Below are 21,741 nucleotides of genomic sequence, written 5' to 3' on the forward strand. Positions count from 1 at the left end.
ACATAATTGGGGAGGATTCAATGATTATTATTCGAGAGATGGACGCACAAGAAGGAAAGAAAATATCAGAAATTGATCGTTCTGAATTTATTCATCATATCTATGTTGATAAACAAGGTGAACTTCAAAAAATTGATAACCCTCACGAGTGTCCTACTTGGGATGGGGAATCGATGGAGTATCTTATTAAACGATTTACTGCAGAGCTTGAACAAGGCGGAAAAGGGTTTGGAGCGTTTGATGGCGAACGGTTAGTAGGGTTTGGCGTGCTTGGTCATCGTGAAAGAGGTCTGCTAAAGGATCATTTGCAGGTTGACCTGATGTATGTAAGCCGCAATTATCGGAGACAGGGAATTGGAACTCTATTAATGAAGGAACTAAGTGAAGAGGCAAGAGACCGTGGGGCTTCTTATCTTTATATATCCTCCACGGAAACAGAATCAGCAGTTAGCTTCTATACTTCGAATGGAGGTCTGCTTACAGAGGACAAGGACCCGGACCTTTTTGAGTTGGAGCCGAAGGATATTCATATGGTTATAAAGCTATAGCGCAAGTCGCTGTACAAACGTACATAAGGAGAAGGTCAAATGCTTAAGTTTGGAATTGCGGTAAGTTTATTGATATTTGCAGCAGCAGGTTACTTGGCATTTCGAAATTCAAGATTGATTGCTGAGAAGAAGCAGGGAGCATACATGAACGCGCCTGCCGCTGAATATACCGTTTATATGACAAAGGATTTTACCGAAGAGGATCAGATGGCGATGACACCGCTGTACATGATGGAAGCCCATGATCAGGATGGAAGAGTGAATGTGATGCTGTGCCGGCTGAAAGGAGGAGCTCGCGGGGATCTAAAGCTCACAGAAGCGGGGAATATTTTGATTCATCATATACGTCAAGCACATCAAAAAGGAAGTTTTATATCTTACCGCATGAATAAGGAAGCATGGGAAAGCCAGGAAGAGCTGCAGATGGCTGAACGCATTGCTGAAGCAGCTGGCAAAGAACAGGCACCGGATCTGATTAATGTGAAATGATATATGTTAAATAGATGAGCTGGGAAGAGGGTCAATCTCCCCTATGTCGGGGTAATGTAGGTAAAAGGCCGAAAGGAGATTTTCCGAATGAAAAAGGTAACGATCGGAAAGACAACGGTCTCTGTTTTATCAGGCGATATAACCGCTTGGAAAGGTGATATTATCGTTAATGCTGCAAATTCCGGCCTGTTGGGCGGAGGTGGTGTTGATGGGGCTATTCACCAGGCAGGCGGGCCTGAAATTATGGAGCAATGTAAGGAAATACGCAAGCTCCAGGGAGGATGCCCGCCTGGTCATGCCGTTATAACAGGGGGTGGCAATCTGGAAGTTAAGCATGTCATCCATACCGTGGGACCTATATGGGAAGGCGGAGGGCGCGGTGAAGCGATCACGTTAGCTGAGTGTTATCGAAGCAGCTTGCAGCTTGCAAACGAAGTGGGAGCCCGCTCGATTGCATTCCCGAATATTAGCACAGGTATTTATGGTTATCCCAAGTCTCCTGCTTGTGACGTTGCTTTAAAATCGGTAGCTGAATTTTTAGAAGAGGAACAGCAGCAAAATCAGCTTGAGCAGATTGACTTTGTCTGCTATGATGCCGAGAATGCAGAATTATACGCTCGCTGGCTCGAAAGATATGATTAACTGATTATCACTTTTGGCGGGGCTTGCTTTTGCAGCCTCGTTTATATTTTACTAGTACATATGGGAGCGGTTATTTGGCAAAGGAGATCATGAGGCATGAACAAGAAGAAGAATGCTGCTGAAAAAGCTGTAACATATGTTCAGGATGGAATGAAAGTGGGGTTAGGTACAGGCTCAACAGCCTATTGGGCAGTTGTAAGGCTTGGTGAGCTGGTTCAGGAAGGGCTTCGGATTCAAGCTGTAGCAACTTCGAAGGCTACGGAAAAGCTGGCTGCCGAGCACGGAATAGAGCTTACCCCATTCCACCAGATTGACAGGCTTGACCTAACGATTGATGGTGCTGATGAGCTGGATTCCCAGCTTCGTTTAATAAAAGGCGGAGGCGGCGCGCTGCTGCGTGAGAAGATAACCGCATACCACAGTGACAAGCTTCTGATTGTGGCAGATGAAGGAAAGCTGGTTACGACGCTTGGCGCTTTTCCGCTGCCTGTTGAGATTGTTCCTTTTGCAACCGAATGGACTGTGGCTGCTTTAGAGCAATTAGGCTGCAGCGTGCAGCTTCGAAAAGATGAAGCTGACGGATTATATATTTCTGATAATGGAAATGTTATAGCCGATTGTAAGTTTGGTATAATAAACTCTCCTGAGCAACTGCAGAAGCAATTGAAGGAGATTCCGGGTATTGTCGAGCATGGTTTGTTTATTGGAATGGCAGACAAAGCTTTTATCGGATGCGATGATGGTTCTGTGAAAGTGATCCAAAGCCAGCCGTTCAAATAACTCGGAATAGATAATTTCGGAGGTTAAGAGAGCATGTCGGATAATCATGAGCACGAAGATTTGTCATTATATTTGTTAGTGGTGCTTTCACGGGCTTACAATTCAGTGATGGCACATTCGAATCGTAGTATTCAAAGCCATGGATTGAATTCAACGGAGTTCGGAGTATTGGATGTGCTCTACCATAAAGGACCGCAGCCTCTTCAAAAAATCGGTGAAAAAGTCCTTATTTCCAGCGGAAACATTACCTATGTAGTGGACAAGCTGCAGAAAAAGAACCTGCTTGTAAGAAGAGCCTCGGCTGAAGACCGCCGGGTCATTTATGCAGAGCTGACAGAAGAAGGGACCAGGTTGTTTGAGAACATCTTCGCCAGCCATAAAGAGAAGATTATGAAAGCAGTAAGCGGGTTATCTGATGAAGAGAAGCGACAGGCATCTATTCTGCTTCGAAAACTCGGAACATCAGCACAAGAAATGCTGTGATGGATGAAATTAGCTGCTGAAATGGGGTTAGAAACATGATAAAAAATATTTCCTCACGTTTGGATGATTTAGAGGTAAAGGAACTGCTTGCCTACTCCGTTTTCCCAGACCCTGAACAATTGGATCAAGCTGTAGAAGCCTACAGGAGCCCGAATGGACTGGAACTGTTCGGATATGAGGAAGAAGGAATATTAGTCGGTATTATCGGTATAGACATCGAGGATGAGGAACTAACGATCAAGCATATTGCTGTTACACCGGAAAACCGTGGAAAGGATTACGGCCGAGGAATGATTATGGAACTGATGCTTCAGCTAAAGCCCTCAAGGGTTATTGCGGAGACGGATGAGGAATCCGTAGGCTTCTACCGCAGCATCGGATTCGAAATCTACAGTCTTGGAGAAACCTATCCTGGAGTAGAACGCTTCCGGTGTGTGTATGAGGTGGAAGAGGAGCAGGATTGAAATTGAAACAATATAAACTGGTTGGTCTCGGCAAAGGGAGACTAACCAGTTTTTTATTGTTTAAATTTGACATTTTGAGCATGGTGGAATATAGTTCCATCATAAAATAGTTTTATGGATGAACTAATTGGACAGGAGGGGAGAAACATCGATCTTAGAAGTACAGAAAGCTGGATAAATCGATACATCGAAGCGGATATGATGGTGAGCAGGCGGATTCTGGCGGATACCCGGGAAGGAATCGGTGTGGATTTGACGAGAGAGCAGTACCAGGTGATGTGTTTGATTAATAATAATGAGCAGTCTACATCGACTTTTTTGGCGGAAAATCTGTTTGTCGGCAAGAGCTCCATCACAGCGATTGTGAACCGTATGGTAGAGCGTGAATGGATAGAGAGAACACGAGATGAGGATGACCGCAGAGTTGTTTATTTAAAGTTAACGAATGCCGGGCAAGCGGTGCATCGACAAGCGAAGATGCATTTGCAGGCGCTTGTATCCTCTTATTTGACATATTTTGATGAAAGGGAAGTGGAGCACTTTATTACCTTGTATGAAAAATTGGCCAGGTTGATGCATGGGCATGGAGGAGAAAGAGTAAATGAAAATCATACTTAAAGCCAAATGGGCTGTTATCGTATTTTGGCTCGCTGCCGCCGTCCTGCTGTTGCTGGCGGCACCATCCATGACGGATTTGGTCCGGGAGAAAGGGCAGTTATCCGTCCCTGATGGCTACTCCTCTTCACAAGCATCCGAATTATTAAAAGAGATGAATGCCGGCAATGACAGCGGAGATTTTGCCCATTCGGCAATGGTATTTTACAATGCGGACGGCCTTGGAAAAGAGGGGGAGAGCAAGGTCAAGCAAGCCGTAGCTGACTTGAAGGAAGCGAAGTCTGCACTGGGCATTGATTCGGTGATGAATCCCTTTGATGAACCCTTGTTAAAAGACAAGATGATATCCGGGGATGGCACAACCATTATGATTGCCGTTTCATCGGATAAGGAGAAAATGCCTGAAAAAGAAATGAGAACAAAAGTACATGAGGCATTAGGTGATATCGGTGTTGAATATTATCTGACGGGCAATGAATTAATTAATGAAGACACGATTCAAGGATCAGAGGATGGCCTCAAGAAGACGGAATACATCACCATTGTATTTATACTTGTTATTTTGTTTGCTGTGTTTCGTTCGATTGTCGCACCGTTTGTCCCTCTGTTGACGGTGGGGATCAGTTATCTGGTATCCCAGTCGATCGTGGCTTTTTTAGTGGATTCTTTCGATTTCCCGCTGTCGACTTTTACTCAAATATTTATGGTTGCCGTGATGTTCGGAATTGGAACCGACTACTGTATTCTGTTGATAAGCAGATATAAAGAGGAAATGCTGAGACAGGAAAACACAGCAGCAGCTATTACAGAGACTTACCGGACTGCAGGCAAAACGGTATTCTTCTCAGGTCTCGCTGTATTTGTCGGATTTTTGTCGATTGGGTTGTCCCAGTTTATTTTATACCGGTCTGCTGTCGCGGTAGCGGTTGGCATCGCAGTCATGATGTTAGCATTGTTCACAGTTGTTCCATTCTTCATGGCGGTACTCGGCAGCAGGCTCTTCTGGCCGTCGAAGAGATCACTCGAACATAAAGAGAGCAAGGTCTGGGGACTTGCGGGTCAATTCTCACTTAAACGTTCGTGGGCAGCCCTTCTTATCGTTGCTGTTATCTGTATTCCGTTCCTGGTTTCTTATAACGGGCAATTGTCGTTTAATAGCATGGAGGAAATAAGTGAGGATTATGAGTCGGTTAAAGGCTTTAATCTCATTGAATCTGCATTCGGATCAGGGCAGTCGATGCCGGCGACCGTAGTCATTAAGAATGATGACCGGATGGATACCGGTGAATATATGGGCTTAACAGAAAGAATATCCCGCGAAATTTTAAAAGTGGATGGTGTTGATTCGGTTCGCAGCTTATCTCGCCCGGCTGGTGATGAAATTAAGGATTTCTATGTTGCAGAGCAAGTCGGGACTCTTAATGAGGGCCTGAACCAGACAACGGACGGATTATCAGAGATACAAAAAGGGTTGTCGGAGGCCAGTCTTCAATTAAGCCAAAATGAACCAAGGCTGAAAGAGGCGGCAGATGGCAGTGCTAAGCTTGCACAGGGGACTGAAGAGCTTAAACAGGGAATCGGGCAGCTTGGGGATGCACTACGGCAGATTCAGCAGGGCATACAGAGTGGGTCATCTGGTGCCGGTGAACTGAAGAGTGGCTTGATAACCGCTAAGAAGAGTGTGCAGCAGCTTGCAGCTGCCAATCAGGAGCTGCTTAAAGGATACAGGCAGGCAGCTCAAGGAATGAGTGCTTTAGGCAAGGCAATGGATACAATTCAGAATCAATTAAGTGGTGTTGCAAGTGCGTTGGGTGGATTGGATTCTTCCTTCAAGCGATTAGAAGCTGCCATGCCTGGTTTACTTCAGAATCCGGATTACCTGACGATACGAGGCACGGTCAGTGAGACAGAAAAGGGTGCTTCACAGCTTGCTGCAGGATTGGCCCAGATGCAGCAGCAGACGAAACAGGCAGCCGAAGGGCTTAACAAGGCCAATGAGGGCTTTGCGGCTGCAGCAGCGGGTCAACAGGCTCTGGCTAAAGGCTTTGATCAATTCATCTCAGGAATGGATGCTCTGCAGAATGGACTGGAGCAAGCAGCAGCCGGTCAAGGCCAGGTGGTTGGCAAGGTGCCATCGATTCAGTCAGGGCTTGAGGAGATGCAGGGCGGGCAGGAGCAAATTCAGGATGGCTTCGATCAATTGGTGACTCAGCTTGCTCAGTTGACTGATGGGCTTGATCAAAGTGCGGAAGGTCTTTCGAAGATTGGCAGCGGATTAGATACAGCACAAGATTATCTGGCACAGATTCAAGCAGCGCCGGATACAGAGTTGAGCGGTTTCTTTATTCCCCAAGAGGCACTTAACAATAAAGATATGGAGCGGGCTTTTGATAATTATTTGTCTGCCGATCGAAAGATCATGACCCTGGACGTTGTTTTCGAAGGGAATCCTTATGCTGCCGGTACGCTTGATAGTATAAAACTTATTGAAGAGGCAGTAGATCGAGCCGTGAAGGGCACAAAGCTTGAGAATGCACAGCAGGCAATCAGCGGAGTGACAAGCACCTATGCGGATTTGAAGATGATTTCGGATGAAGATTATAACCGTACGGTAATTTTGATGTTAACCGGGATTTTGCTCATACTCATCTTCCTGCTACGATCGATCGTTATGCCGATCTATCTGATGTTTTCCTTAATAATTACGTATTACGTATCACTGGGGATCACTGAATTTGTGTTTGTAGATATGCTCGGCTATTCAGGGATTAGCTGGGCAACTCCGTTCTTTGGATTTGTCATGCTTATGGCGCTTGGCGTCGATTACAGTATCTTCCTGATGGACCGTTTTAACGAGAATAGAACGATGAGTGTTCAGGATGCCATTTTGCATGCGATGCGAAACATGGGTACGGTTATTCTGTCTGCTGTCTTGATATTAGGCGGTACTTTTGCAGCGATGTACCCTTCAGGTGTGCTGTCCATGATGCAAATCGCAACCGTGGTGCTGACCGGGCTGGTGCTGTATGCCTTGTTATTCCTGCCATTCTTCGTTCCCGTGATGGTTAAAATGTTCGGCAGAGCGAATTGGTGGCCATTTACAGCAAGGAATAATCAGGCTCAAGAAAATCATCAAGGCCTGAACCTATAAAAGCTTAACTTTATTTCCGATCTTTCCCTGTTTGGATTGGCACATGGTGCGAGGCTGTTATCCGTTTCATAAAACTAAAATCCGGCATATGCTATCTAACCGAGCAGGGGTGGAGGTGAAGGATGTGGTGTATCAGTACGCTGCGATCGGAGACTCTCTGACCTTTGGGGTTGGAGCATTGCCCGGCAGCGGTTTTGTACCCTTGTACAGTCGTATGGCTGAAGAGCGCCTTCAACAGGTTGTAAGGTTTAAGAACCTGGGTATTAACGGGTTGACCTCGGAGAAGCTGTATGAACGGATTATGAGTGATGCACGGTTACGCATTTCTCTGAAAGTTGCGGGATTAATCACCATATCCATCGGGGGGAATGACCTGATTCGAGCTGTGAAATCGGGTGGGTTCCGCCCGGACCGCGAGCGCCTCGAGAAGGCCTTGGAGCGGTGCCAGCGTAATATTTCCGGGTGTATATCAGCAATTTACAAACTGAAATCTGGGGACAATCAACCTTATATTTTACGGGCAGTAGGATTATACAATCCATATCCCTCCTGGGGTGAGGCAGCGGAGTATGTGACTCGCTTCAACAGATATTTACGGGGAATGGAACATGGCGGCTTCCTTCGGATCGCTGATATTTATTGGAGGTTCGCCGGCCGTGAACAGGAGCTATTGTCCTTTGACGGTATTCATCCAAGCACGAAGGGGCATCGTGTAATTGCTGAGGAGCTGGATCGGCTTGGTTACAAGCCTATAAAATAAAAAAACCGGACTTTTCGAAGAGAAAAGCCGGTTTTTTAGATATATGGAAATGTTTAAGCTGCTTATAATAATATTAGCCTTTCCCTTTCAGAATGCTTCGCACAGCCCATTTTCGCTCTTGGCGTTTCTTGTATTTAGGCAGAGATTTATAGATGGCGACAGATTCCTTAAAAGCTGCCTTAGCTTCCTCATTTCTGCCCAAATCCTTATACATGGACCCAAGAAGGTAGAATGCTTCACTCGATGAGGAATGTATAGAATGGAACTGCTCAACGTAAGCAATAGCTTTTTCCCGGTCCGATGATTTGAAAGCCGCAGCTAAACGCAGGTAGGGGCGTCCATATTTCACTCTCGGATTGAGCTTAAGAGCCTTAAGTATGTATTGCTCGCCTTGGGATACGTTTCCTGTCTTCAATAAACATGTCCCCAGGTCATCCCAATATTCAGCAGAATCTTCAGATTGGATCTGGATGGATTCCAGAAGTTTTAATGCTTCATCAACCTTTTTTCGTTCGATGAGTAATCTTGCAAGTTCATGTCTGGAGGATACATCGCTTGGGCTGCTTGCAATAGTAGCACGGAGTTTTGAGATCTGACGAAGCCGCTTGAAGGGTCGAGTAACGCTCGGAAATAACCCGACGAAACGACGATCCAGAAGATATACAATTAGAAGCAGAACTAGTATGGCAATGAACGGATTGCCGATTATATTCCATAACAAAATGAAACCAAAAAATTTACCCATTATACTCCTCCATCTTCCTTTGTAAAAATTTGAACATTGTGTAAAATGATTACTTATATAGCCTTCCCATTATATCATAAGATGAAATGGAGTTAGGACAATTTTACATAGAACATGCTAACAAATGAAAAGTATATCAGGGGGACCAGCATATGAATGAACGTTTTATGAGACAATTGGAATTTATTAGAGAAGTAGATAAGCTGAAAAGTATCGTTAGAAGATCCTATTTGACTGATGGAAGCAGGAGAGAGAACGACGCGGAGCATACTTGGCATATTGCACTGATGGCAGCGGTGCTTGAAGAGCATGCTGGTGAGGAGAGACCGGATCTTCTGCGGGTACTTCGAATGCTTTTGATTCATGACCTGGTTGAGATTGATGCAGGTGACACTTTTGCATATGACGTGAAAGGATATTTAGATAAGTTCGATAGGGAGCAAATAGCGGCAAAGCGGATCTTTCAAATTCTGCCTGAAGACCAGGGAAGAGGGATGATGGAGCTGTGGCTTGAATTTGAGGAAGAAAGCTCAAATGAAGCCAAATTCGCTGCTGCAATGGACCGTCTCCAGCCGATTCTTCACAATTATGCGACAGAAGGAAAGTCATGGCGTGAGCATAACGTGACTTCAACCCAAGTCTTATCACGGATTGATTCACTCTCCTCATCTGTTCCAGCTATTGCCGAATGGGCTAAGGAACTGATTGGTGATGCGGTAAAGAAGGGTTACTTATTGCCATGATATTGAAAAATAGCATCTCACAGCCGATATATATCGGTAGAGGTGATATCAATGGCGAAAAAGGGGCAGATTTTTCAGTATTACAGCCTGGAAACCAAGAAAAAAGCTATTGCCATGCGGCTGGATGGAATGACCAAGAAAGAAGTAGCTGAAGCATTGAGTATACCTGATATTGGCCGGTTGAAGGTATGGATGCGGAAGTATCGTGAACAAGGGGAACAGGGGCTAATTGACCGGCGCAGAAAGCCAGATATGCCGGTGGAGGATTGCACCAGGGAATTAGAAGAGCAGCACGAATAAAATTATGATGCAAAAATAATACCTGGATCAGCGTGCGGAGGAGGGGCTCTGGCACGCTTTTTTCATATAAGTAATGGTTGATGAATTTAGAAGATTATTGAAACAGCCACCATACCCCGGATAATAACAGAAATATGACCCCCGCCAAAAAGAACCAGTTAGCCGTTTTCTGTTTAGATCTGCGGTCATCCTTCGAATCAGCGTAGAAATTTCCTCTCTGCTGATATCCAGTCGTAAATGCTCCTGACAGAAGCCCCGTAATCAAGAGGCAGGCAATTCCAATAATCAGAAGAATTTTCATTTGATATACCTCCTATTTCAAACGTGTTGGACTCCGGATCGTTTAGACTATGAAATCCAAACAGGCACTACTATTATCCATATTGTGGCAGTTGGGGCGGTTTAAGTAAAGAGATTTCTTTCAAATGTTTATCTCTATTATTAAAATAGATGCGGCGATTTTAAGTAGGTTATCCGGCATCGTCATGACATTGTTTGGATTTATCGATGACTTCTATCAGTTGAGTGTAGACGTAATGATAATCTTGAAAAGCGTTTTGGGTGATTACTGTTTCGTCCTCACTGGATACGCATCCTAAAAGATTTTGTTATTTATGGGTTGGCCTTTTTGACTGGATATGCACGAAGCAGCGGAGGGGACGAAACGATTCGTACCCGCAGCGTCTCTCAACAACAAAATGAAGCGATTCACCCAATGAAAACAACGAAAAGAGCGCCTATCTCTAGGCGCTCAATTCATGGGAGAGGAGAAACCGGACGAAGAGCTTATGGGGAAACGTAAGTCTTCTCCGCGGTTGTCTACGACATACATTGATGTCGATAATTTAAGGATGCCCGCGGGGCATATGGAATATACGTGGTCTTTGAAAAAACAATGAGCACAGGGTATGAATCATTTTTCATATGCGGTGCGATTATGTTACGATAGCCTCATAAAATGCCGATTTTACGTTTTAGCGGAGAATGACGCTGCCGGCATTTCATATTTAGACAAAGAACGGGTGATAGTTGTAGTGAGAGTAGTAGCGGGAAGTGCCAAGGGCCGGCCGCTGAAAAGCGTGCCTGGCATGGGTACTCGTCCAACGACGGATAAAGTGAAAGAAGCCATATTCAGTATGATAGGTCCGTATTTTGACGGTGGAGCTGTGCTGGATTTGTTCGCCGGAACCGGGGGGCTTGGAATTGAGGCGCTGAGCCGGGGAATGAAGCGGGCAGTGTTTATCGACATGGAACCGAAAAGCATTGATACCATTAAGGCTAACCTCAAATCGACAGGATTTGAAGCGGATGCTGAAATATATCGTAACGATGCAGGAAGAGCGATTAAAGCACTCGAAAAGAGAAAAGCAATCTTTGACCTTGTGTTTTTGGATCCACCCTACCGTATGAAAAATGGCGATGCACTGATGATGGAAATGGCTGCGAGAGGGCTGCTTGGTGCAGATGCCTTAATCGTACTGGAATATGAATCAAGTTATTCATATCCCGAGGAAGTCAGCGGGTTCCGTCATTTGCGTACCGCCAAGTACGGAGAGACTGCCGTGTCCATATACGAATATAACAGAACAGAAGAACCGGCGGACGAGCCCGGCAAGGAGGGTACCACCCATGAAAACTGAGAATAAAAGTACATATCGCGTCGCCGTTTATCCCGGAAGCTTTGATCCGGTAACGATGGGGCATATGGATATTATTACGAGAGCATCCAAACAGTTTGATCTGCTCATCGTAGCTGTGCTTAACAACTTAAGTAAGAATCCTTTGTTTACCTTAGAAGAGCGGAAAGAGCTGCTGAGAAAAGTGACCTCTCACCTGCCCAATGTTGAGGTGGACGGGTTCCGGGATTTACTTGCCAATTATGTCCGTCAAAAAGAAGCACAAGTGATTGTGCGCGGAATCCGGTCGGTTACTGATTTTGAGTATGAGCTGGCCATGGCATCAACGAATCATAAGCTGAATCCGGATGCGGAAACGATTTTTATGATGACCAATCCGAAGTACTCCTATCTAAGCTCCAGTCTTGTGAAAGAAATAGCCCATTTCAATGGGGATACAACAGATCTGGTTAGTCCGGAGGTAGATATTGCTCTGCGTAAAAAGTTTAATCATTACGTCGAATGATATAGCGGGATATTGCCCAGAACATAGCTGTTAGAACAATCGAAGCAATCACTTGCCATTGAAAGAGCTCAGGAAACTTGTTCCAGAGACTAAAATGCTGATCACTCTGCAAAGCTTCATGAGGCACAACACCAAAAGCCGGAAGGACAGATAGAGTCATGGAAGCTGCCGGCTTCCAGAAGAGAAGGGTTAAACCAAAGGCATAAGCTGCATGCACAAGCCGTTTAAATGCGAATACGCTCCATTTCACGCTTCCATGAGATTTTAGGCCAGAAAGGCTCTGAAGTTGAGCGCTAATGCCGCTCCAAGCCAGAACGGCTGAGAGAAGACTCAGTTGTAAACCGGGTGAAGTGAATATTCCTTCAGTGATCGACTGAGATCCGATATGAACTTCGAGTAAACCGGCTGCAATAAATGGAATGATATTTGAAGAAAGAGGATCTGATAATACATTCACCATGACCGCAAAGATCATGATAAAGCCGCCGGTCATCATTAAGGTTTGAACGGAACGTGTTACGGATTCGCCCAGCAGTTTACCGAAGCTCCTTCCATCCCGGCTGCGTGCCCTTGCTGCGGCTTTGGCTGCTTGCAGCAGCAAAGATGTGCCTTTTTGCTGTCCAACGGCCATGCTAGTATAGATTGAACGCTTAAGGTTAGCTCGCCCGGTATTTTTTGACTTAGGAGAGTACGTCCATGCTGCAAGGAGACCTGAGATCCAGTGGATTGCGAGCAGGAAATATCCTGCTTCCGGTTGATGAAGAAGGCCGCCTCCAATAACAACCAGAATGGTCATGGGATTACAGAAGTGGGCCATGGCTGTAAGCCTTCCGGCCTCCGCTGCTGTGAGTTCATTATTCTTTACCATTTCGGCTGACAGCTGAGCTGCTGCCGGAAATCCTGCAATCATGCCGGTGATTAGCACGGTGCCTCCGCTGCCCGGCAGGTGGAATATTTTTCGCATCATCGGTTCTAGGAGCACGCCCATACCATGGGACCAGCCATAGGCATTAATCATCTCCACCAGAACTAAAAAAGGGAGAAGCGCCGGAAATACAATGTTCCACCATAACTTCAATGCATGGAGAGAAGCCTGAAAGGCTGGTTCAGGCGCACTGACAACGGATATTACAAGCATGAGAGCAGCGGTGCCGAGAAGAATGGTGGACCAGATGCCGGATGAACGAAGGGTGGCTTTGTCTTTATTCAAAAGGATTCTCCTCTCCGCATAAACATGGCTAGTACCACTGTATGCAGAGGAGACAACCATCAGACCAAAAGAGGTACCAAGGAGTGGCGTTAGTTATTGCAGGGGGATAGGAAAATCATGAAAAGAACCGTTAAACCAGGTGGTATACGAGTACTTGTATATCTTTTGCTCATTGGAATATTGCTGTATGTGGTCGTGTACATGCCAACACCTTATTTGATTTACCAGCCGGGGAGTGCAGAAGAAGTAAGGCCAATGATTTCTGTTGAGAAGGGCGATCCTTCTGAAGAAGGAACCTTTATGCTTACAACCGTATCAGCAAGCTATGCCAATATGGCACTTCTGGTCATGTCGGCTTTTAACTCGAACGCTGAAGTGGTGCCGAAGGAAGAGAAGATGGGCGGCCAAAACAAAGCGGAATATGCAGCCACCCAAATGTACTATATGAATTCATCCCAGTCTTCAGCAATGGAGGCAGCCTATCATGAAGCGGATATCGATTACGATATCATTCCTGCTTACATGTTTATCATGTCGGTTCCAAAAGACTCGGCGAACAAGGAACGCTTCCGACCAGGTGACAAGCTGCTCTCCGTCGATGGCGAGCCGGCTTCTGACAATGTTAAGCTTGCTGAAATGCTGTCTGCCCAAACCATCGGGGATGTGGTAGAAGTTAAGTTAGAGCGGGGCGGCAAGACGATTACGGAGAAGGTGCCTTTAGTATCGATTAAGGATAATAAAACCGGAACAGAGCGTCCAGGCTTAGGGGTGGTCATTGCCACCATGCAGAAGGTAGAGCCGAGAAATCCGGATCATCGGATTATATTTGCGGACACAGAAATCGGAGGCCCGTCTGCCGGTTTGATGTTCACGATGGAAATTTATAATCAGCTTACACCTGGAGATCTAAGTAAGGGTTATCGTGTGGCTGGAACCGGAACCATTGATAATGAAGGCAACGTGGGGCCGATCGGAGGAGTCAAACATAAAATTGTGGCTGCTCACCGGGAGGGAGCAGAACTATTCTTCGTTCCGCGTAAAAATTATGAAGAGGCTAAAGTAAAAGCCGATCACATCGGTACCGATATGAAGCTTATCCCGGTTGACAAGCTCGGAGATGCGATCGACTATATGAATGCCTTGTCTCCTAAAGGGTAACAGGAGGAAGGAAAAAATCACTGAACATTTGGGCTGCTGCAGGGCTTGGATATGCGTTAGCGTAGACAGCAGCTGCTTCCAGATCCCAAGTTAAATAGGGATGCGAGAAGGTGGAGGGCTTCATGACTACCGGCAGTGTGGCCGACCTTTTCATTTGCTTTAGAAGCGTCCTTCCTTTCGTGCTGAAGCCGAGGACCCGGATAAACCCGGGACCTTCAGCGAGCTGGGAACGGGTTAATTCGGTTTTGCGATGATGGAGCAAGATATGCAGAAGCATACGCTGCAGCTTGGTTCGTGTATAGCGTTTTGTCTTTAATGCAGTGAGCAGGGATTCAACAGTAGGTTCACGAAGCTCAGGGAGAAGCCGCTTGATCCGGTGTTCAAGCCCTTCCGTTACCTCATAATATGATTCGAGTTCAGACGTACTGTGTGTAAGCAGGGCATGGAACAACGGTTGACGAAATCTTTCCCAGTCCATAGGCCCAAATCCTTCAGCGAATTCCCTATGAAGAATATCAAGCGTGTATTCCGGAACGTAGGATGAAACAGAATCAAGTCCATCCTCCAAAATAAGCTTGCGGATTGAGGTCGCGCTGGCAATATTCCGGTTAGCCGGTACCAAATCGTGATAATTGGCACCTTCCCGCGGAATGGTATATGGAACGATGCTGCTATCGAGCCGCTCAAGCGCGATCAGATAATGCAGACCAAGCGAGTTGTTGGGCTGTGACATCAGTTGTGATAAATGCTGAATGGATGCTTCCGATTCTCCTGTTACTGAGGCGGCAGCTGCTGCGTACGCGGCGGGAAAGTTACTGCCGCTTGCCATGCGCTGTGCGATCTCAATCTGAAGCTCCCCGCTTTCTCTAGCCAGCGCCTTGGCAAGCGGGAGCATTTCCTTGAGGCTTCCGCTTTCTGAACCAAAGGAAATGCAGTCGACGATACCGGTCCCTTTCAGAAGAGAAACAGCGCCGTAAGCGAACCACTCTGCCGGTTGTACAGCATAGGCTGCCGGCAGTTCGATGACAAGGTCTGCACCCATATGAAGCGCCATCTCTGTACGTGCGCGTTTATGAACGAGCGCGGGTTCACCCCGTTGCAAAAATGGACCGCTCATAACGGCAATTACAGCATCCGCTTGGGTGATTTCTTTCGATCTTGTATAATGAAGCACATGGCCGTTGTGCAAGGGGTTATATTCCACAACAATTCCAACGGTTTTCATTTAACCAACTCCTTGATAAAAATATATCATAATTCATTGGCTCTTCTGCAAGAATAACTGAAGCAGCATCGAATTACCGATGCTATATTAAAAACAATTTCGGTCTAGAAATTGATTGGTATGATGTTGACAAAAGTCTCTTAAAATCGGTATAATAATCTTTGTTTGCTTGGAGTGATGGATATGCTTATTCAATTTAAGAAATTGACAACCAGCGATCAACCGTTACAGTTCCATCAAACCGTGGATGTTAGCCAAGCTGTAAAGGGTCGGAAGGAAATTGTTTCTGTAGCTCCGCTTGAAGTGGATCTAACGGTTACACCAACCGTCACTGGCTCGGTAGACGTTCATGGTCGGTTAAAGGGTCAGCTAGAGATGACATGCTCACGCTGTCTTAAACCGGTTACTGAACAACTGGACATCCCTTTTCATGAAGTATTCCAGCCCGTAGAGGATCCTGATAATGTTCAGGATGAAAGTGAAGATATTACATACGTAAAGGGCGAGAGTGTGGATCTCGCTGAGTATGTAGAAGAAGCTTTTATACTCTACTTGCCGTTTGCCCCGGTTTGCAGTGAGGATTGTAAGGGGCTTTGCCCAAGCTGCGGTAAAGACCTGAATGAAGGTTCCTGCAATTGCGATACAGAAGTAATCGACCCGAGGTTAGCTGGGCTGAAGGACTTTTTTAAATGATGATGGATATGAACATCCCGTGTAAACGGGTTAACTGATAAGGAGGTGGGAACATGGCAGTACCTCAACGTAGAACGTCCAAAACACGTCGTGACAAGCGTCGTACTCACTTTAAATTGGCTGTGCCAGGCATGGTGAAATGCGAACAGTGCGGAGAATTGAAACTTGCTCACCGCGTATGTAAAGTGTGCGGAACGTACAAAGCAAGAGAGATTATCAAGCAATAGTTTTTTTAATAAGTAGTACTTCATCTTTGGTGAGGTGCTATTTTTTTTGTCTTTAAGCCACTTTCTTTTTGAAGTAACATGATTTATACTTAACTTTAGTACCAGGTTCTAATATTAGGGTTAACATTTTACATAAATGAAGAGAATGATGCCATTGAGGCAGAAGGAGTTGCACCGTCATCGAACGTCTATCTAAAAAAGATCGGCATCAGCGGTTGATTCAGTTGATTGATGAGAACCCTTTTGTCACAGACCGAGAGTTAACGCGCCAGCTCAAAGTGAGCATTCAGACGATTCGTCTTGACCGGATGGAGCTTGGCATTCCTGAGCTTCGTGAACGGATGAAGCTGATGGCCGAGCATTCTTATGATCAGGTCCGTTCATTGTCACTGGAAGAAGTGATCGGTGATGTGGTAGATTTACAGCTAGACAAGAGTGGTATTTCCATTTTTGAAATCCGGGAAGAGCATGTGTTTAGCAAAACGCTGATTGCCAGGGGACACTACGTTTTCGCTCAGGCGAATTCGCTCGCTGTTGCTGTTATTAATGATGAGATCGCTCTGACTTCGTCAGCAGATATTCGTTTTTTACGGCAAGTAAGGCTTGGAGAGAAATGCATTGCAAAAGCCTATGTGCGTTCAAATGCAGGACAGAAGGGTAAAGCTAAGGTCGAGGTGTTTACCTATGTCGGTGATGAAATGGTATTCCAGGGGAACTTTGTTGTATACCGTTCCACAGGGGAGTAACAGAGCAAGAGTTTAAGGAGGATTCAGCATGAGAATTGCTATAGATGCTATGGGTGGCGACAATGCCCCTCTCAGCAACGTAGAGGGTGCAATTGCTGCTGCCCAGGAGTGGAAAGATACGGAGATTATACTTGTGGGAGACCAGGCCCGGATTGAGCCGCTTCTGAAAGAAACACCTTCGAATCTGATTCTTGAACATGCGAGTGAAGTGATCGAAGCAGAGGACGAGCCTGTTAGGGCTGTGCGACGTAAGAAGGACGCTTCAATGGTCGTGGCGGGAAGAATGGTCCGTGAAGGTAAAGCCGATGCAATGATTTCTGCCGGTAACACAGGGGCACTTATGACGACAGGATTGCTTGTTGTGGGCAGGATGCAGGGGATCGAACGCCCTGCGCTTGCACCGATGATTCCTACGCTGGACGGAAAGGGCGTACTCGCTCTGGATCTGGGTGCGAATATGGACTCCAAGCCGGAGCATCTTGAACAATATGCCTTGATGGGCAGCTTGTACCGTGAAAAAGTACATGGGATATCCAAGCCTAGAGTAGGTCTCTTGAATGTCGGAACAGAACCCGGCAAGGGAAATGAATTAACGAAGCATGCCTATCCTCTGCTCGAACAGCTGCCAATTCATTTTGTCGGCAATGTGGAGGCTCGTGATGTAATGAACGGTGTGTGTGATGTGCTTGTGTGCGATGGGTTTGCCGGCAATATTTTGCTGAAATCTATCGAAGGAACAGCTGGGGCTTTATTTTCACTGCTGAAGGAACAATTCGGACAATCGCTGAAAACGAAGCTGGCCGCTGCTATGATGATGCCGCAGCTAAAAAATCTGAAGTCTGTTATGGATTACAAGGAGCACGGAGGGGCCCCGCTCCTTGGGTTAAGCGGTCTGGTGGTCAAGAGTCATGGTTCTGCTGACGGTAATGCGATTAAGAATGCGGTTCGTCAAGCCCGGATAGCCATGCAAAATCGTTTGGTTGAAAGCATATCGAACGAAATTAGCAGGAAGTGAGTGAGAACATGAACAACAATTTACGTCCGGTTGGAATTATCGGAACAGGCAAATACGTGCCTGAGAAAATTTTAACAAATAGCGATCTTGAGAAAATAGTAGAAACAAATGATGAATGGATCGTCTCGCGAACAGGAATCAAGGAACGTCATATTGCTTCAGATAATCAAGCAACATCGGATCTGGCATATGAAGCTGCGGTTAAAGCACTGGACTCTGCAGGCTTGTCAGCTTCAGATCTGGATCTGATTATCGTCGCAACGATTACACCGGATATGTCCTTTCCGTCTACGGCATGTATTTTACAGGATCGTCTCGGTGCTAAAAAAGCCGCTGCATTTGATTTATCGGCAGCATGTTCAGGATTTGTATATGGTCTGGCTACGGCAACGAATTTTCTGCAGACAGGAATGTACAATAATGCGCTCGTCATTGGTGCAGATTGCCTGTCCAGAATTACAGATTACACGGATCGCAACACCTGCGTGCTGTTCGGTGATGGTGCAGGCGCAGTCGTGCTTGGAGAAGTTCCGGAAGGAAGAGGATTTCAATCCTTTGATCTTGGGGCAGAAGGAGCTGGAGGCGCACACCTTTATCTTGAAGCTGGCGGTTCTCGTATGCCGGCGTCTGCTGAAACGGTTGAAGGGAAGAAACACTATATTTACATGAACGGGCGGGAAGTATTTAAGTTTGCGGTTCGAGTCATGAGCTCTGCGACAGAGGCAGTCCTGTCTAAAGCGGGCATAACCAAAGAAGATATTGACGTGTTTGTTCCTCATCAAGCCAATATACGTATTATTCAGTCTGCTATGGAACGTTTAAACCTTCCGGCAGAGAGAGTGGTAGTCAATGTTGACAAGTATGCTAACACATCGGCGGCTTCCGTTCCGCTTGCCTTGGTGGAAGCCGTGGAAGATGGACGCCTGAAGGAAGGCGACACCGTAGTAATGGTCGGTTTTGGCGGCGGTTTGACTTGGGGCGCATCCGTTCTTAAATGGTAGGAGAAATCGTAATCTAGCTGAAGGGAGCATTACATTTGGGAAAGATAGCTTTTGTTTTTCCAGGCCAAGGCGCCCAAGTGGTAGGCATGGCCAAAGATGTATTTGATGAAGTCCCGGCGTCCCGCAGGGTCATCGAAACAGCAGATGAATCGCTTGGATTCGCTCTAAGTTCAATCATGTTTAAAGGTCCGGATCAGGAATTGAAGCAAACATACAATACACAACCCGCACTTCTTGCTGCCAGCGTGGCATATTTGGAGGCTTTCCGCGAGAAAGGTATTACTCCGGATTATGTGGCTGGACACAGCCTTGGGGAGTACAGTGCACTTGTCTCAGCTGGAGTTCTGACTCTAAAGGAAGCTGTCGGGATTGTACGTGCGCGCGGTGAATATATGGAACAGGCCGTTCCCGGCGGACAAGGAGCTATGGCAGCAGTGCTCGGAGCAGATCGTGCAGCACTGGACAGCCTGTGCCGTGAGGTATCAGAAAACGGGAATCCTGTGGAACTGGCGAATATTAACTGCCCCGGACAAATTGTAATATCAGGCTCGGCTGAAGGGGTTGCAGCCGTATCGGAACGCGTTAAGGAAGCAGGCGGTAAGCGGGCTATTCCTCTTGAGGTCAGCGGCCCGTTTCACTCTTCTCTGATGAGAGAAGCTGCTGAGCTTCTGTCTGGGAAGCTTAAGGGTGTGAATCTGTCAGCACCTGCTGTACCTGTAGTTGCTAATGTTACAGCGCAGCCGGTCAGCTCACCCGAAGATATTCGCAAGCTGCTCGTAGAGCAGGTGTATTCTCCAGTATTGTGGCATGACAGCGTGGAATGGATGATCAGCCAAGGTGTGGATACCTTTATCGAGATCGGACCAGGAAATGTGCTGACCGGCCTAATTAAGAAGATCGACAGAAGTGTAAAGCTGATTAATATCAATAGTCTGGCCAGCATTAAGGAGTTCGAGGCACTGTAGGCTCTCTTTGGAACTGAAAACTCCACTTTTTGGGTAGACTCGGGGAAAGGAGGTACATTCATGAACGAAGCTTTAAAAGGACAAACGGCTCTGGTTACAGGTGCTTCCCGGGGGATCGGGCGCAGTATTGCGCTTGCTTTAGCTGACATGGGGGCAAATGTAGCTGTTAACTATTCCGGTAACGAGAATGCTGCAGCGGAAGTTGTATCTGAAATACGTGCTAAAGGCGTTGAAGCTATTGCATTGAAAGCTAACGTCGGAATCAGCGCTGAAGCGGATGGGCTGGTCAAGCAAGTGCTTGACACTTGGGGCAGAATCGATATTCTGGTGAATAATGCCGGGATTACTAGAGATAATTTAATCATGAGGATGAAAGAAGAAGAGTTCGACCAAGTGATTGAAACGAACCTGAAAGGTGTCTTTAACTGCCTGAAGGCGGTAACCCGTCCGATGATGAAGCAGCGCTATGGACGAATTATTAATATTTCCTCTGTCGTTGGAGCTCTGGGTAATGCGGGTCAAGCGAACTATGTAGCTGCCAAAGCCGGAGTAATCGGGCTGACGAAATCCGCTGCCCGTGAGCTTGCATCCCGTGGAATTACCGTGAACGCTGTCGCCCCTGGATTTATTGATACCGATATGACGCGGGAGCTATCAGAGGAAATGCGTGAGAAGATGCTGGGGGATATCCCGCTTGCACGCCTTGGAAAACCGGAAGAAATCGCTGATGTCGTTACTTTCCTGGTTTCTTCCGGCGCAGGCTACATGACAGGGCAGACACTTCATGTGGACGGCGGAATGTATATGTAACATTTCCCGCTGTACCAGAGTGTCTGCAATAACTAACGTTTTCAACTGCCTTCTATGGCAATTTGAAATGATAACTTGTATAATTACCAAGAGGAGGTGAGCCGGATGTCCGATGTATTGGAACGCGTTAAACGCATCGTCGTCGACCGCCTGGGTGCTGACGAAGCCGACGTAACACTAGAAGCATCTTTCAAAGAAGATCTTGGAGCTGATTCTCTCGATGTAGTTGAATTGGTTATGGAATTGGAAGATGAGTTTGATATGGAGATCTCTGATGAAGATGCGGAGAAAATTACGACCGTAGGTGAAGTTGTAAAGTACATACAATCTCATACCTAAGTCTAAAGTGAGTCCCGTTCTTGTTGTAAGGCGGGACTTCTCCACATTTTCTCAAACGGATTAAAGTGTCATGAATTATGATGATAGATTATGCTGTTCCAGGGTTTTTACGATATTGTAGAATGTTTGGACAGTCCATATAGAGGTGAATCTGCTTGAAGAAAAGAGTGGTTGTTACAGGAATGGGTGTTATGACCTCCATTGGTCAGGACATCGAAACGTTTTGGAACAGCTTGATGACCGGTAAATCAGGTGTATCGCATATCGAGGCATTTGATGTCAGTGAATATCCGACGCAAATTGCTGCATCGATAAAGGATTTTAATCCGGAAGATTATATGGAGCGCAAGGAAGCGCGCAAGATGGACCGTTTTGTTCAATTTGCGGTAGCTGCAGGTACGAAAGCGCTTGAAGACAGCGGGATCAAGATTGGTGAGAACGCTGATGCAGAACGCGTAGGAGTATCTATCGGATCCGGTATTGGCGGTTT

At 46.3% G+C, this 21,741-nt stretch carries 27 protein-coding genes; 23 read left to right on the top strand and 4 right to left on the bottom strand.

Annotated elements, in window-relative coordinates; genetic code table 11:
• Nucleotides 1-20 precede the first annotated feature (20 nt).
• The 9 genes from BN1234_RS09495 to BN1234_RS09535 all read left to right on the top strand — a co-directional run bounded on the left by BN1234_RS09495 (nucleotide 21) and on the right by BN1234_RS09535 (nucleotide 7,932).
• Nucleotides 21-548 (top strand): GNAT family N-acetyltransferase, encoded by a 528-nt coding sequence (locus BN1234_RS09495; RefSeq protein ID WP_054956425.1) that lies wholly within the window; start codon nucleotides 21-23, stop codon nucleotides 546-548.
• A gap of 39 nt (nucleotides 549-587) precedes the next feature.
• A complete protein-coding gene (locus BN1234_RS09500; RefSeq protein ID WP_054956426.1) occupies nucleotides 588-1,037 on the top strand; it encodes a hypothetical protein in 450 nt (149 codons plus the stop codon).
• An 87-nt stretch (nucleotides 1,038-1,124) separates the two neighbouring features.
• A complete protein-coding gene (locus tag BN1234_RS09505) occupies nucleotides 1,125-1,679 on the top strand; it encodes an O-acetyl-ADP-ribose deacetylase (protein WP_054956427.1) in 555 nt (184 codons plus the stop codon).
• A gap of 96 nt (nucleotides 1,680-1,775) precedes the next feature.
• The gene (gene rpiA / locus BN1234_RS09510) at nucleotides 1,776-2,459 is read left to right on the top strand and encodes a ribose-5-phosphate isomerase RpiA (protein ID WP_054956428.1); all 684 of its coding nucleotides are present in this window, start codon (nucleotides 1,776-1,778) and stop codon (nucleotides 2,457-2,459) included.
• 33 nt (nucleotides 2,460-2,492) lie between these two features.
• Nucleotides 2,493-2,942, top strand: a complete 450-nt coding sequence (locus BN1234_RS09515) for a MarR family winged helix-turn-helix transcriptional regulator (RefSeq protein WP_054956429.1) — start codon at nucleotides 2,493-2,495, stop codon at nucleotides 2,940-2,942.
• Between the two features lie 35 nt (nucleotides 2,943-2,977).
• Complete coding sequence (locus BN1234_RS09520; RefSeq protein ID WP_054956430.1) at nucleotides 2,978-3,406, top strand: GNAT family N-acetyltransferase; 429 nt, start codon at nucleotides 2,978-2,980, stop codon at nucleotides 3,404-3,406.
• Nucleotides 3,407-3,520: 114 nt separating this feature from the next.
• Nucleotides 3,521-4,024 carry a MarR family winged helix-turn-helix transcriptional regulator gene (locus tag BN1234_RS09525; RefSeq protein ID WP_054956431.1) on the top strand — a complete coding sequence of 168 codons (504 nt, stop codon included), beginning with the start codon at nucleotides 3,521-3,523 and terminating at the stop codon, nucleotides 4,022-4,024.
• Nucleotides 4,008-7,172: an MMPL family transporter gene (locus tag BN1234_RS09530; protein WP_054956432.1), complete on the top strand. Its 3,165-nt coding sequence runs from the start codon at nucleotides 4,008-4,010 to the stop codon at nucleotides 7,170-7,172. The genes BN1234_RS09525 and BN1234_RS09530 overlap by 17 nt, the downstream gene beginning before the upstream one ends.
• A 124-nt stretch (nucleotides 7,173-7,296) precedes the next feature.
• Entirely contained in the window at nucleotides 7,297-7,932 is a 636-nt protein-coding gene (locus BN1234_RS09535) for a GDSL-type esterase/lipase family protein (RefSeq protein ID WP_245640139.1), read from the top strand.
• Nucleotides 7,933-8,005: 73 nt separating this feature from the next.
• On the opposite strand, the gene BN1234_RS09540 is transcribed toward BN1234_RS09535, so the two are convergent.
• Nucleotides 8,006-8,677 carry a tetratricopeptide repeat protein gene (locus BN1234_RS09540; RefSeq protein ID WP_054956433.1) on the bottom strand — a complete coding sequence of 224 codons (672 nt, stop codon included), beginning with the start codon at nucleotides 8,675-8,677 and terminating at the stop codon, nucleotides 8,006-8,008.
• A 152-nt stretch (nucleotides 8,678-8,829) separates the two neighbouring features.
• Here BN1234_RS09540 and BN1234_RS09545 point away from each other — a divergent pair, with 152 nt between their 5' ends.
• The gene (locus tag BN1234_RS09545; protein ID WP_054956434.1) at nucleotides 8,830-9,420 is read left to right on the top strand and encodes an HD domain-containing protein; all 591 of its coding nucleotides are present in this window, start codon (nucleotides 8,830-8,832) and stop codon (nucleotides 9,418-9,420) included.
• A 51-nt stretch (nucleotides 9,421-9,471) separates the two neighbouring features.
• Nucleotides 9,472-9,720, top strand: a complete 249-nt coding sequence (locus tag BN1234_RS09550; RefSeq protein WP_054956435.1) for a helix-turn-helix domain-containing protein — start codon at nucleotides 9,472-9,474, stop codon at nucleotides 9,718-9,720.
• Nucleotides 9,721-9,814: 94 nt separating this feature from the next.
• Here the strand turns inward: BN1234_RS09550 and BN1234_RS09555 are convergent, their stop codons facing one another.
• A complete protein-coding gene (locus BN1234_RS09555) occupies nucleotides 9,815-10,021 on the bottom strand; it encodes a DUF5316 domain-containing protein (protein WP_054956436.1) in 207 nt (68 codons plus the stop codon).
• Between the two features lie 733 nt (nucleotides 10,022-10,754).
• Here BN1234_RS09555 and rsmD point away from each other — a divergent pair.
• The gene (rsmD, locus tag BN1234_RS09560) at nucleotides 10,755-11,360 is read left to right on the top strand and encodes a 16S rRNA (guanine(966)-N(2))-methyltransferase RsmD (RefSeq protein ID WP_054956437.1); all 606 of its coding nucleotides are present in this window, start codon (nucleotides 10,755-10,757) and stop codon (nucleotides 11,358-11,360) included.
• The gene (gene coaD, locus BN1234_RS09565) at nucleotides 11,350-11,862 is read left to right on the top strand and encodes a pantetheine-phosphate adenylyltransferase (RefSeq protein WP_054956438.1); all 513 of its coding nucleotides are present in this window, start codon (nucleotides 11,350-11,352) and stop codon (nucleotides 11,860-11,862) included. The genes rsmD and coaD overlap by 11 nt, the downstream gene beginning before the upstream one ends.
• Here coaD and BN1234_RS09570 read toward each other — a convergent pair.
• On the bottom strand, nucleotides 11,843-13,072 hold the full coding sequence (locus tag BN1234_RS09570; protein ID WP_054956439.1) for a nucleoside recognition domain-containing protein: 1,230 nt from the start codon (nucleotides 13,070-13,072) through the stop codon (nucleotides 11,843-11,845). The two genes, coaD and BN1234_RS09570, sit on opposite strands and share 20 nt — an antisense overlap.
• 117 nt (nucleotides 13,073-13,189) lie before the next feature.
• Between BN1234_RS09570 and BN1234_RS09575 the strand changes: the two genes are divergently transcribed.
• Entirely contained in the window at nucleotides 13,190-14,230 is a 1,041-nt protein-coding gene (locus tag BN1234_RS09575; RefSeq protein WP_054956440.1) for a SepM family pheromone-processing serine protease, read from the top strand.
• On the opposite strand, the gene BN1234_RS09580 is transcribed toward BN1234_RS09575, so the two are convergent.
• Nucleotides 14,220-15,455 (bottom strand): nucleotidyltransferase, encoded by a 1,236-nt coding sequence (locus tag BN1234_RS09580; RefSeq protein WP_054956441.1) that lies wholly within the window; start codon nucleotides 15,453-15,455, stop codon nucleotides 14,220-14,222. The genes BN1234_RS09575 and BN1234_RS09580 overlap by 11 nt on opposite strands.
• A 183-nt stretch (nucleotides 15,456-15,638) precedes the next feature.
• Between BN1234_RS09580 and BN1234_RS09585 the strand changes: the two genes are divergently transcribed.
• The 9 genes from BN1234_RS09585 to BN1234_RS09625 all read left to right on the top strand — a co-directional run.
• On the top strand, nucleotides 15,639-16,148 hold the full coding sequence (locus tag BN1234_RS09585; protein WP_054956442.1) for a YceD family protein: 510 nt from the start codon (nucleotides 15,639-15,641) through the stop codon (nucleotides 16,146-16,148).
• Between the two features lie 53 nt (nucleotides 16,149-16,201).
• A complete protein-coding gene (rpmF, locus tag BN1234_RS09590; RefSeq protein ID WP_006211382.1) occupies nucleotides 16,202-16,375 on the top strand; it encodes a 50S ribosomal protein L32 in 174 nt (57 codons plus the stop codon).
• 179 nt (nucleotides 16,376-16,554) lie between these two features.
• A complete protein-coding gene (gene fapR / locus BN1234_RS09595) occupies nucleotides 16,555-17,121 on the top strand; it encodes a transcription factor FapR (protein ID WP_054956443.1) in 567 nt (188 codons plus the stop codon).
• A gap of 28 nt (nucleotides 17,122-17,149) precedes the next feature.
• Nucleotides 17,150-18,136, top strand: a complete 987-nt coding sequence (gene plsX / locus BN1234_RS09600; protein WP_054956444.1) for a phosphate acyltransferase PlsX — start codon at nucleotides 17,150-17,152, stop codon at nucleotides 18,134-18,136.
• An 8-nt stretch (nucleotides 18,137-18,144) separates the two neighbouring features.
• Complete coding sequence (locus BN1234_RS09605) at nucleotides 18,145-19,137, top strand: beta-ketoacyl-ACP synthase III (protein WP_054956445.1); 993 nt, start codon at nucleotides 18,145-18,147, stop codon at nucleotides 19,135-19,137.
• A gap of 35 nt (nucleotides 19,138-19,172) precedes the next feature.
• Nucleotides 19,173-20,102 carry an ACP S-malonyltransferase gene (fabD, locus tag BN1234_RS09610; RefSeq protein ID WP_054956446.1) on the top strand — a complete coding sequence of 310 codons (930 nt, stop codon included), beginning with the start codon at nucleotides 19,173-19,175 and terminating at the stop codon, nucleotides 20,100-20,102.
• Nucleotides 20,103-20,162: 60 nt separating this feature from the next.
• Nucleotides 20,163-20,912, top strand: a complete 750-nt coding sequence (fabG, locus tag BN1234_RS09615; RefSeq protein ID WP_054956447.1) for a 3-oxoacyl-[acyl-carrier-protein] reductase — start codon at nucleotides 20,163-20,165, stop codon at nucleotides 20,910-20,912.
• 105 nt (nucleotides 20,913-21,017) lie between these two features.
• On the top strand, nucleotides 21,018-21,251 hold the full coding sequence (gene acpP, locus BN1234_RS09620) for an acyl carrier protein (RefSeq protein WP_054956448.1): 234 nt from the start codon (nucleotides 21,018-21,020) through the stop codon (nucleotides 21,249-21,251).
• 155 nt (nucleotides 21,252-21,406) lie between these two features.
• The coding region (locus BN1234_RS09625; protein ID WP_281177642.1) for a beta-ketoacyl synthase N-terminal-like domain-containing protein at nucleotides 21,407-21,741 on the top strand (335 nt) is incomplete at its 3' end.

Origin of the sequence: Paenibacillus dakarensis, assembly GCF_001373415.1 — a bacterium.
Lineage (GTDB): Bacteria > Bacillota > Bacilli > Paenibacillales > Paenibacillaceae > Paenibacillus_AQ > Paenibacillus_AQ dakarensis.

What these genes read in the sequence shown, in the direction of transcription:
- plsX (WP_054956444.1), top strand. Translation starts at nt 17,150, where the DNA reads ATGAGAATTGCTATAGATGCTATGGGTGGCGACAATGCCCCTCTCAGC.
- BN1234_RS09605 (WP_054956445.1), top strand. Translation starts at nt 18,145, where the DNA reads ATGAACAACAATTTACGTCCGGTTGGAATTATCGGAACAGGCAAATAC.
- BN1234_RS09580 (WP_054956441.1), bottom strand. Translation starts at nt 15,455, where the DNA reads ATGAAAACCGTTGGAATTGTTGTGGAATATAACCCCTTGCACAACGGC.
- coaD (WP_054956438.1), top strand. Translation starts at nt 11,350, where the DNA reads ATGAAAACTGAGAATAAAAGTACATATCGCGTCGCCGTTTATCCCGGA.
- BN1234_RS09585 (WP_054956442.1), top strand. Translation starts at nt 15,639, where the DNA reads ATGCTTATTCAATTTAAGAAATTGACAACCAGCGATCAACCGTTACAG.
- fabG (WP_054956447.1), top strand. Translation starts at nt 20,163, where the DNA reads ATGAACGAAGCTTTAAAAGGACAAACGGCTCTGGTTACAGGTGCTTCC.
- BN1234_RS09515 (WP_054956429.1), top strand. Translation starts at nt 2,493, where the DNA reads ATGTCGGATAATCATGAGCACGAAGATTTGTCATTATATTTGTTAGTG.
- BN1234_RS09495 (WP_054956425.1), top strand. Translation starts at nt 21, where the DNA reads ATGATTATTATTCGAGAGATGGACGCACAAGAAGGAAAGAAAATATCA.
- BN1234_RS09505 (WP_054956427.1), top strand. Translation starts at nt 1,125, where the DNA reads ATGAAAAAGGTAACGATCGGAAAGACAACGGTCTCTGTTTTATCAGGC.
- BN1234_RS09545 (WP_054956434.1), top strand. Translation starts at nt 8,830, where the DNA reads ATGAATGAACGTTTTATGAGACAATTGGAATTTATTAGAGAAGTAGAT.
- BN1234_RS09520 (WP_054956430.1), top strand. Translation starts at nt 2,978, where the DNA reads ATGATAAAAAATATTTCCTCACGTTTGGATGATTTAGAGGTAAAGGAA.
- BN1234_RS09525 (WP_054956431.1), top strand. Translation starts at nt 3,521, where the DNA reads ATGGATGAACTAATTGGACAGGAGGGGAGAAACATCGATCTTAGAAGT.
- BN1234_RS09575 (WP_054956440.1), top strand. Translation starts at nt 13,190, where the DNA reads ATGAAAAGAACCGTTAAACCAGGTGGTATACGAGTACTTGTATATCTT.
- BN1234_RS09555 (WP_054956436.1), bottom strand. Translation starts at nt 10,021, where the DNA reads ATGAAAATTCTTCTGATTATTGGAATTGCCTGCCTCTTGATTACGGGG.
- BN1234_RS09500 (WP_054956426.1), top strand. Translation starts at nt 588, where the DNA reads ATGCTTAAGTTTGGAATTGCGGTAAGTTTATTGATATTTGCAGCAGCA.
- BN1234_RS09530 (WP_054956432.1), top strand. Translation starts at nt 4,008, where the DNA reads ATGAAAATCATACTTAAAGCCAAATGGGCTGTTATCGTATTTTGGCTC.
- rpmF (WP_006211382.1), top strand. Translation starts at nt 16,202, where the DNA reads ATGGCAGTACCTCAACGTAGAACGTCCAAAACACGTCGTGACAAGCGT.
- acpP (WP_054956448.1), top strand. Translation starts at nt 21,018, where the DNA reads ATGTCCGATGTATTGGAACGCGTTAAACGCATCGTCGTCGACCGCCTG.
- BN1234_RS09550 (WP_054956435.1), top strand. Translation starts at nt 9,472, where the DNA reads ATGGCGAAAAAGGGGCAGATTTTTCAGTATTACAGCCTGGAAACCAAG.
- BN1234_RS09540 (WP_054956433.1), bottom strand. Translation starts at nt 8,677, where the DNA reads ATGGGTAAATTTTTTGGTTTCATTTTGTTATGGAATATAATCGGCAAT.
- rpiA (WP_054956428.1), top strand. Translation starts at nt 1,776, where the DNA reads ATGAACAAGAAGAAGAATGCTGCTGAAAAAGCTGTAACATATGTTCAG.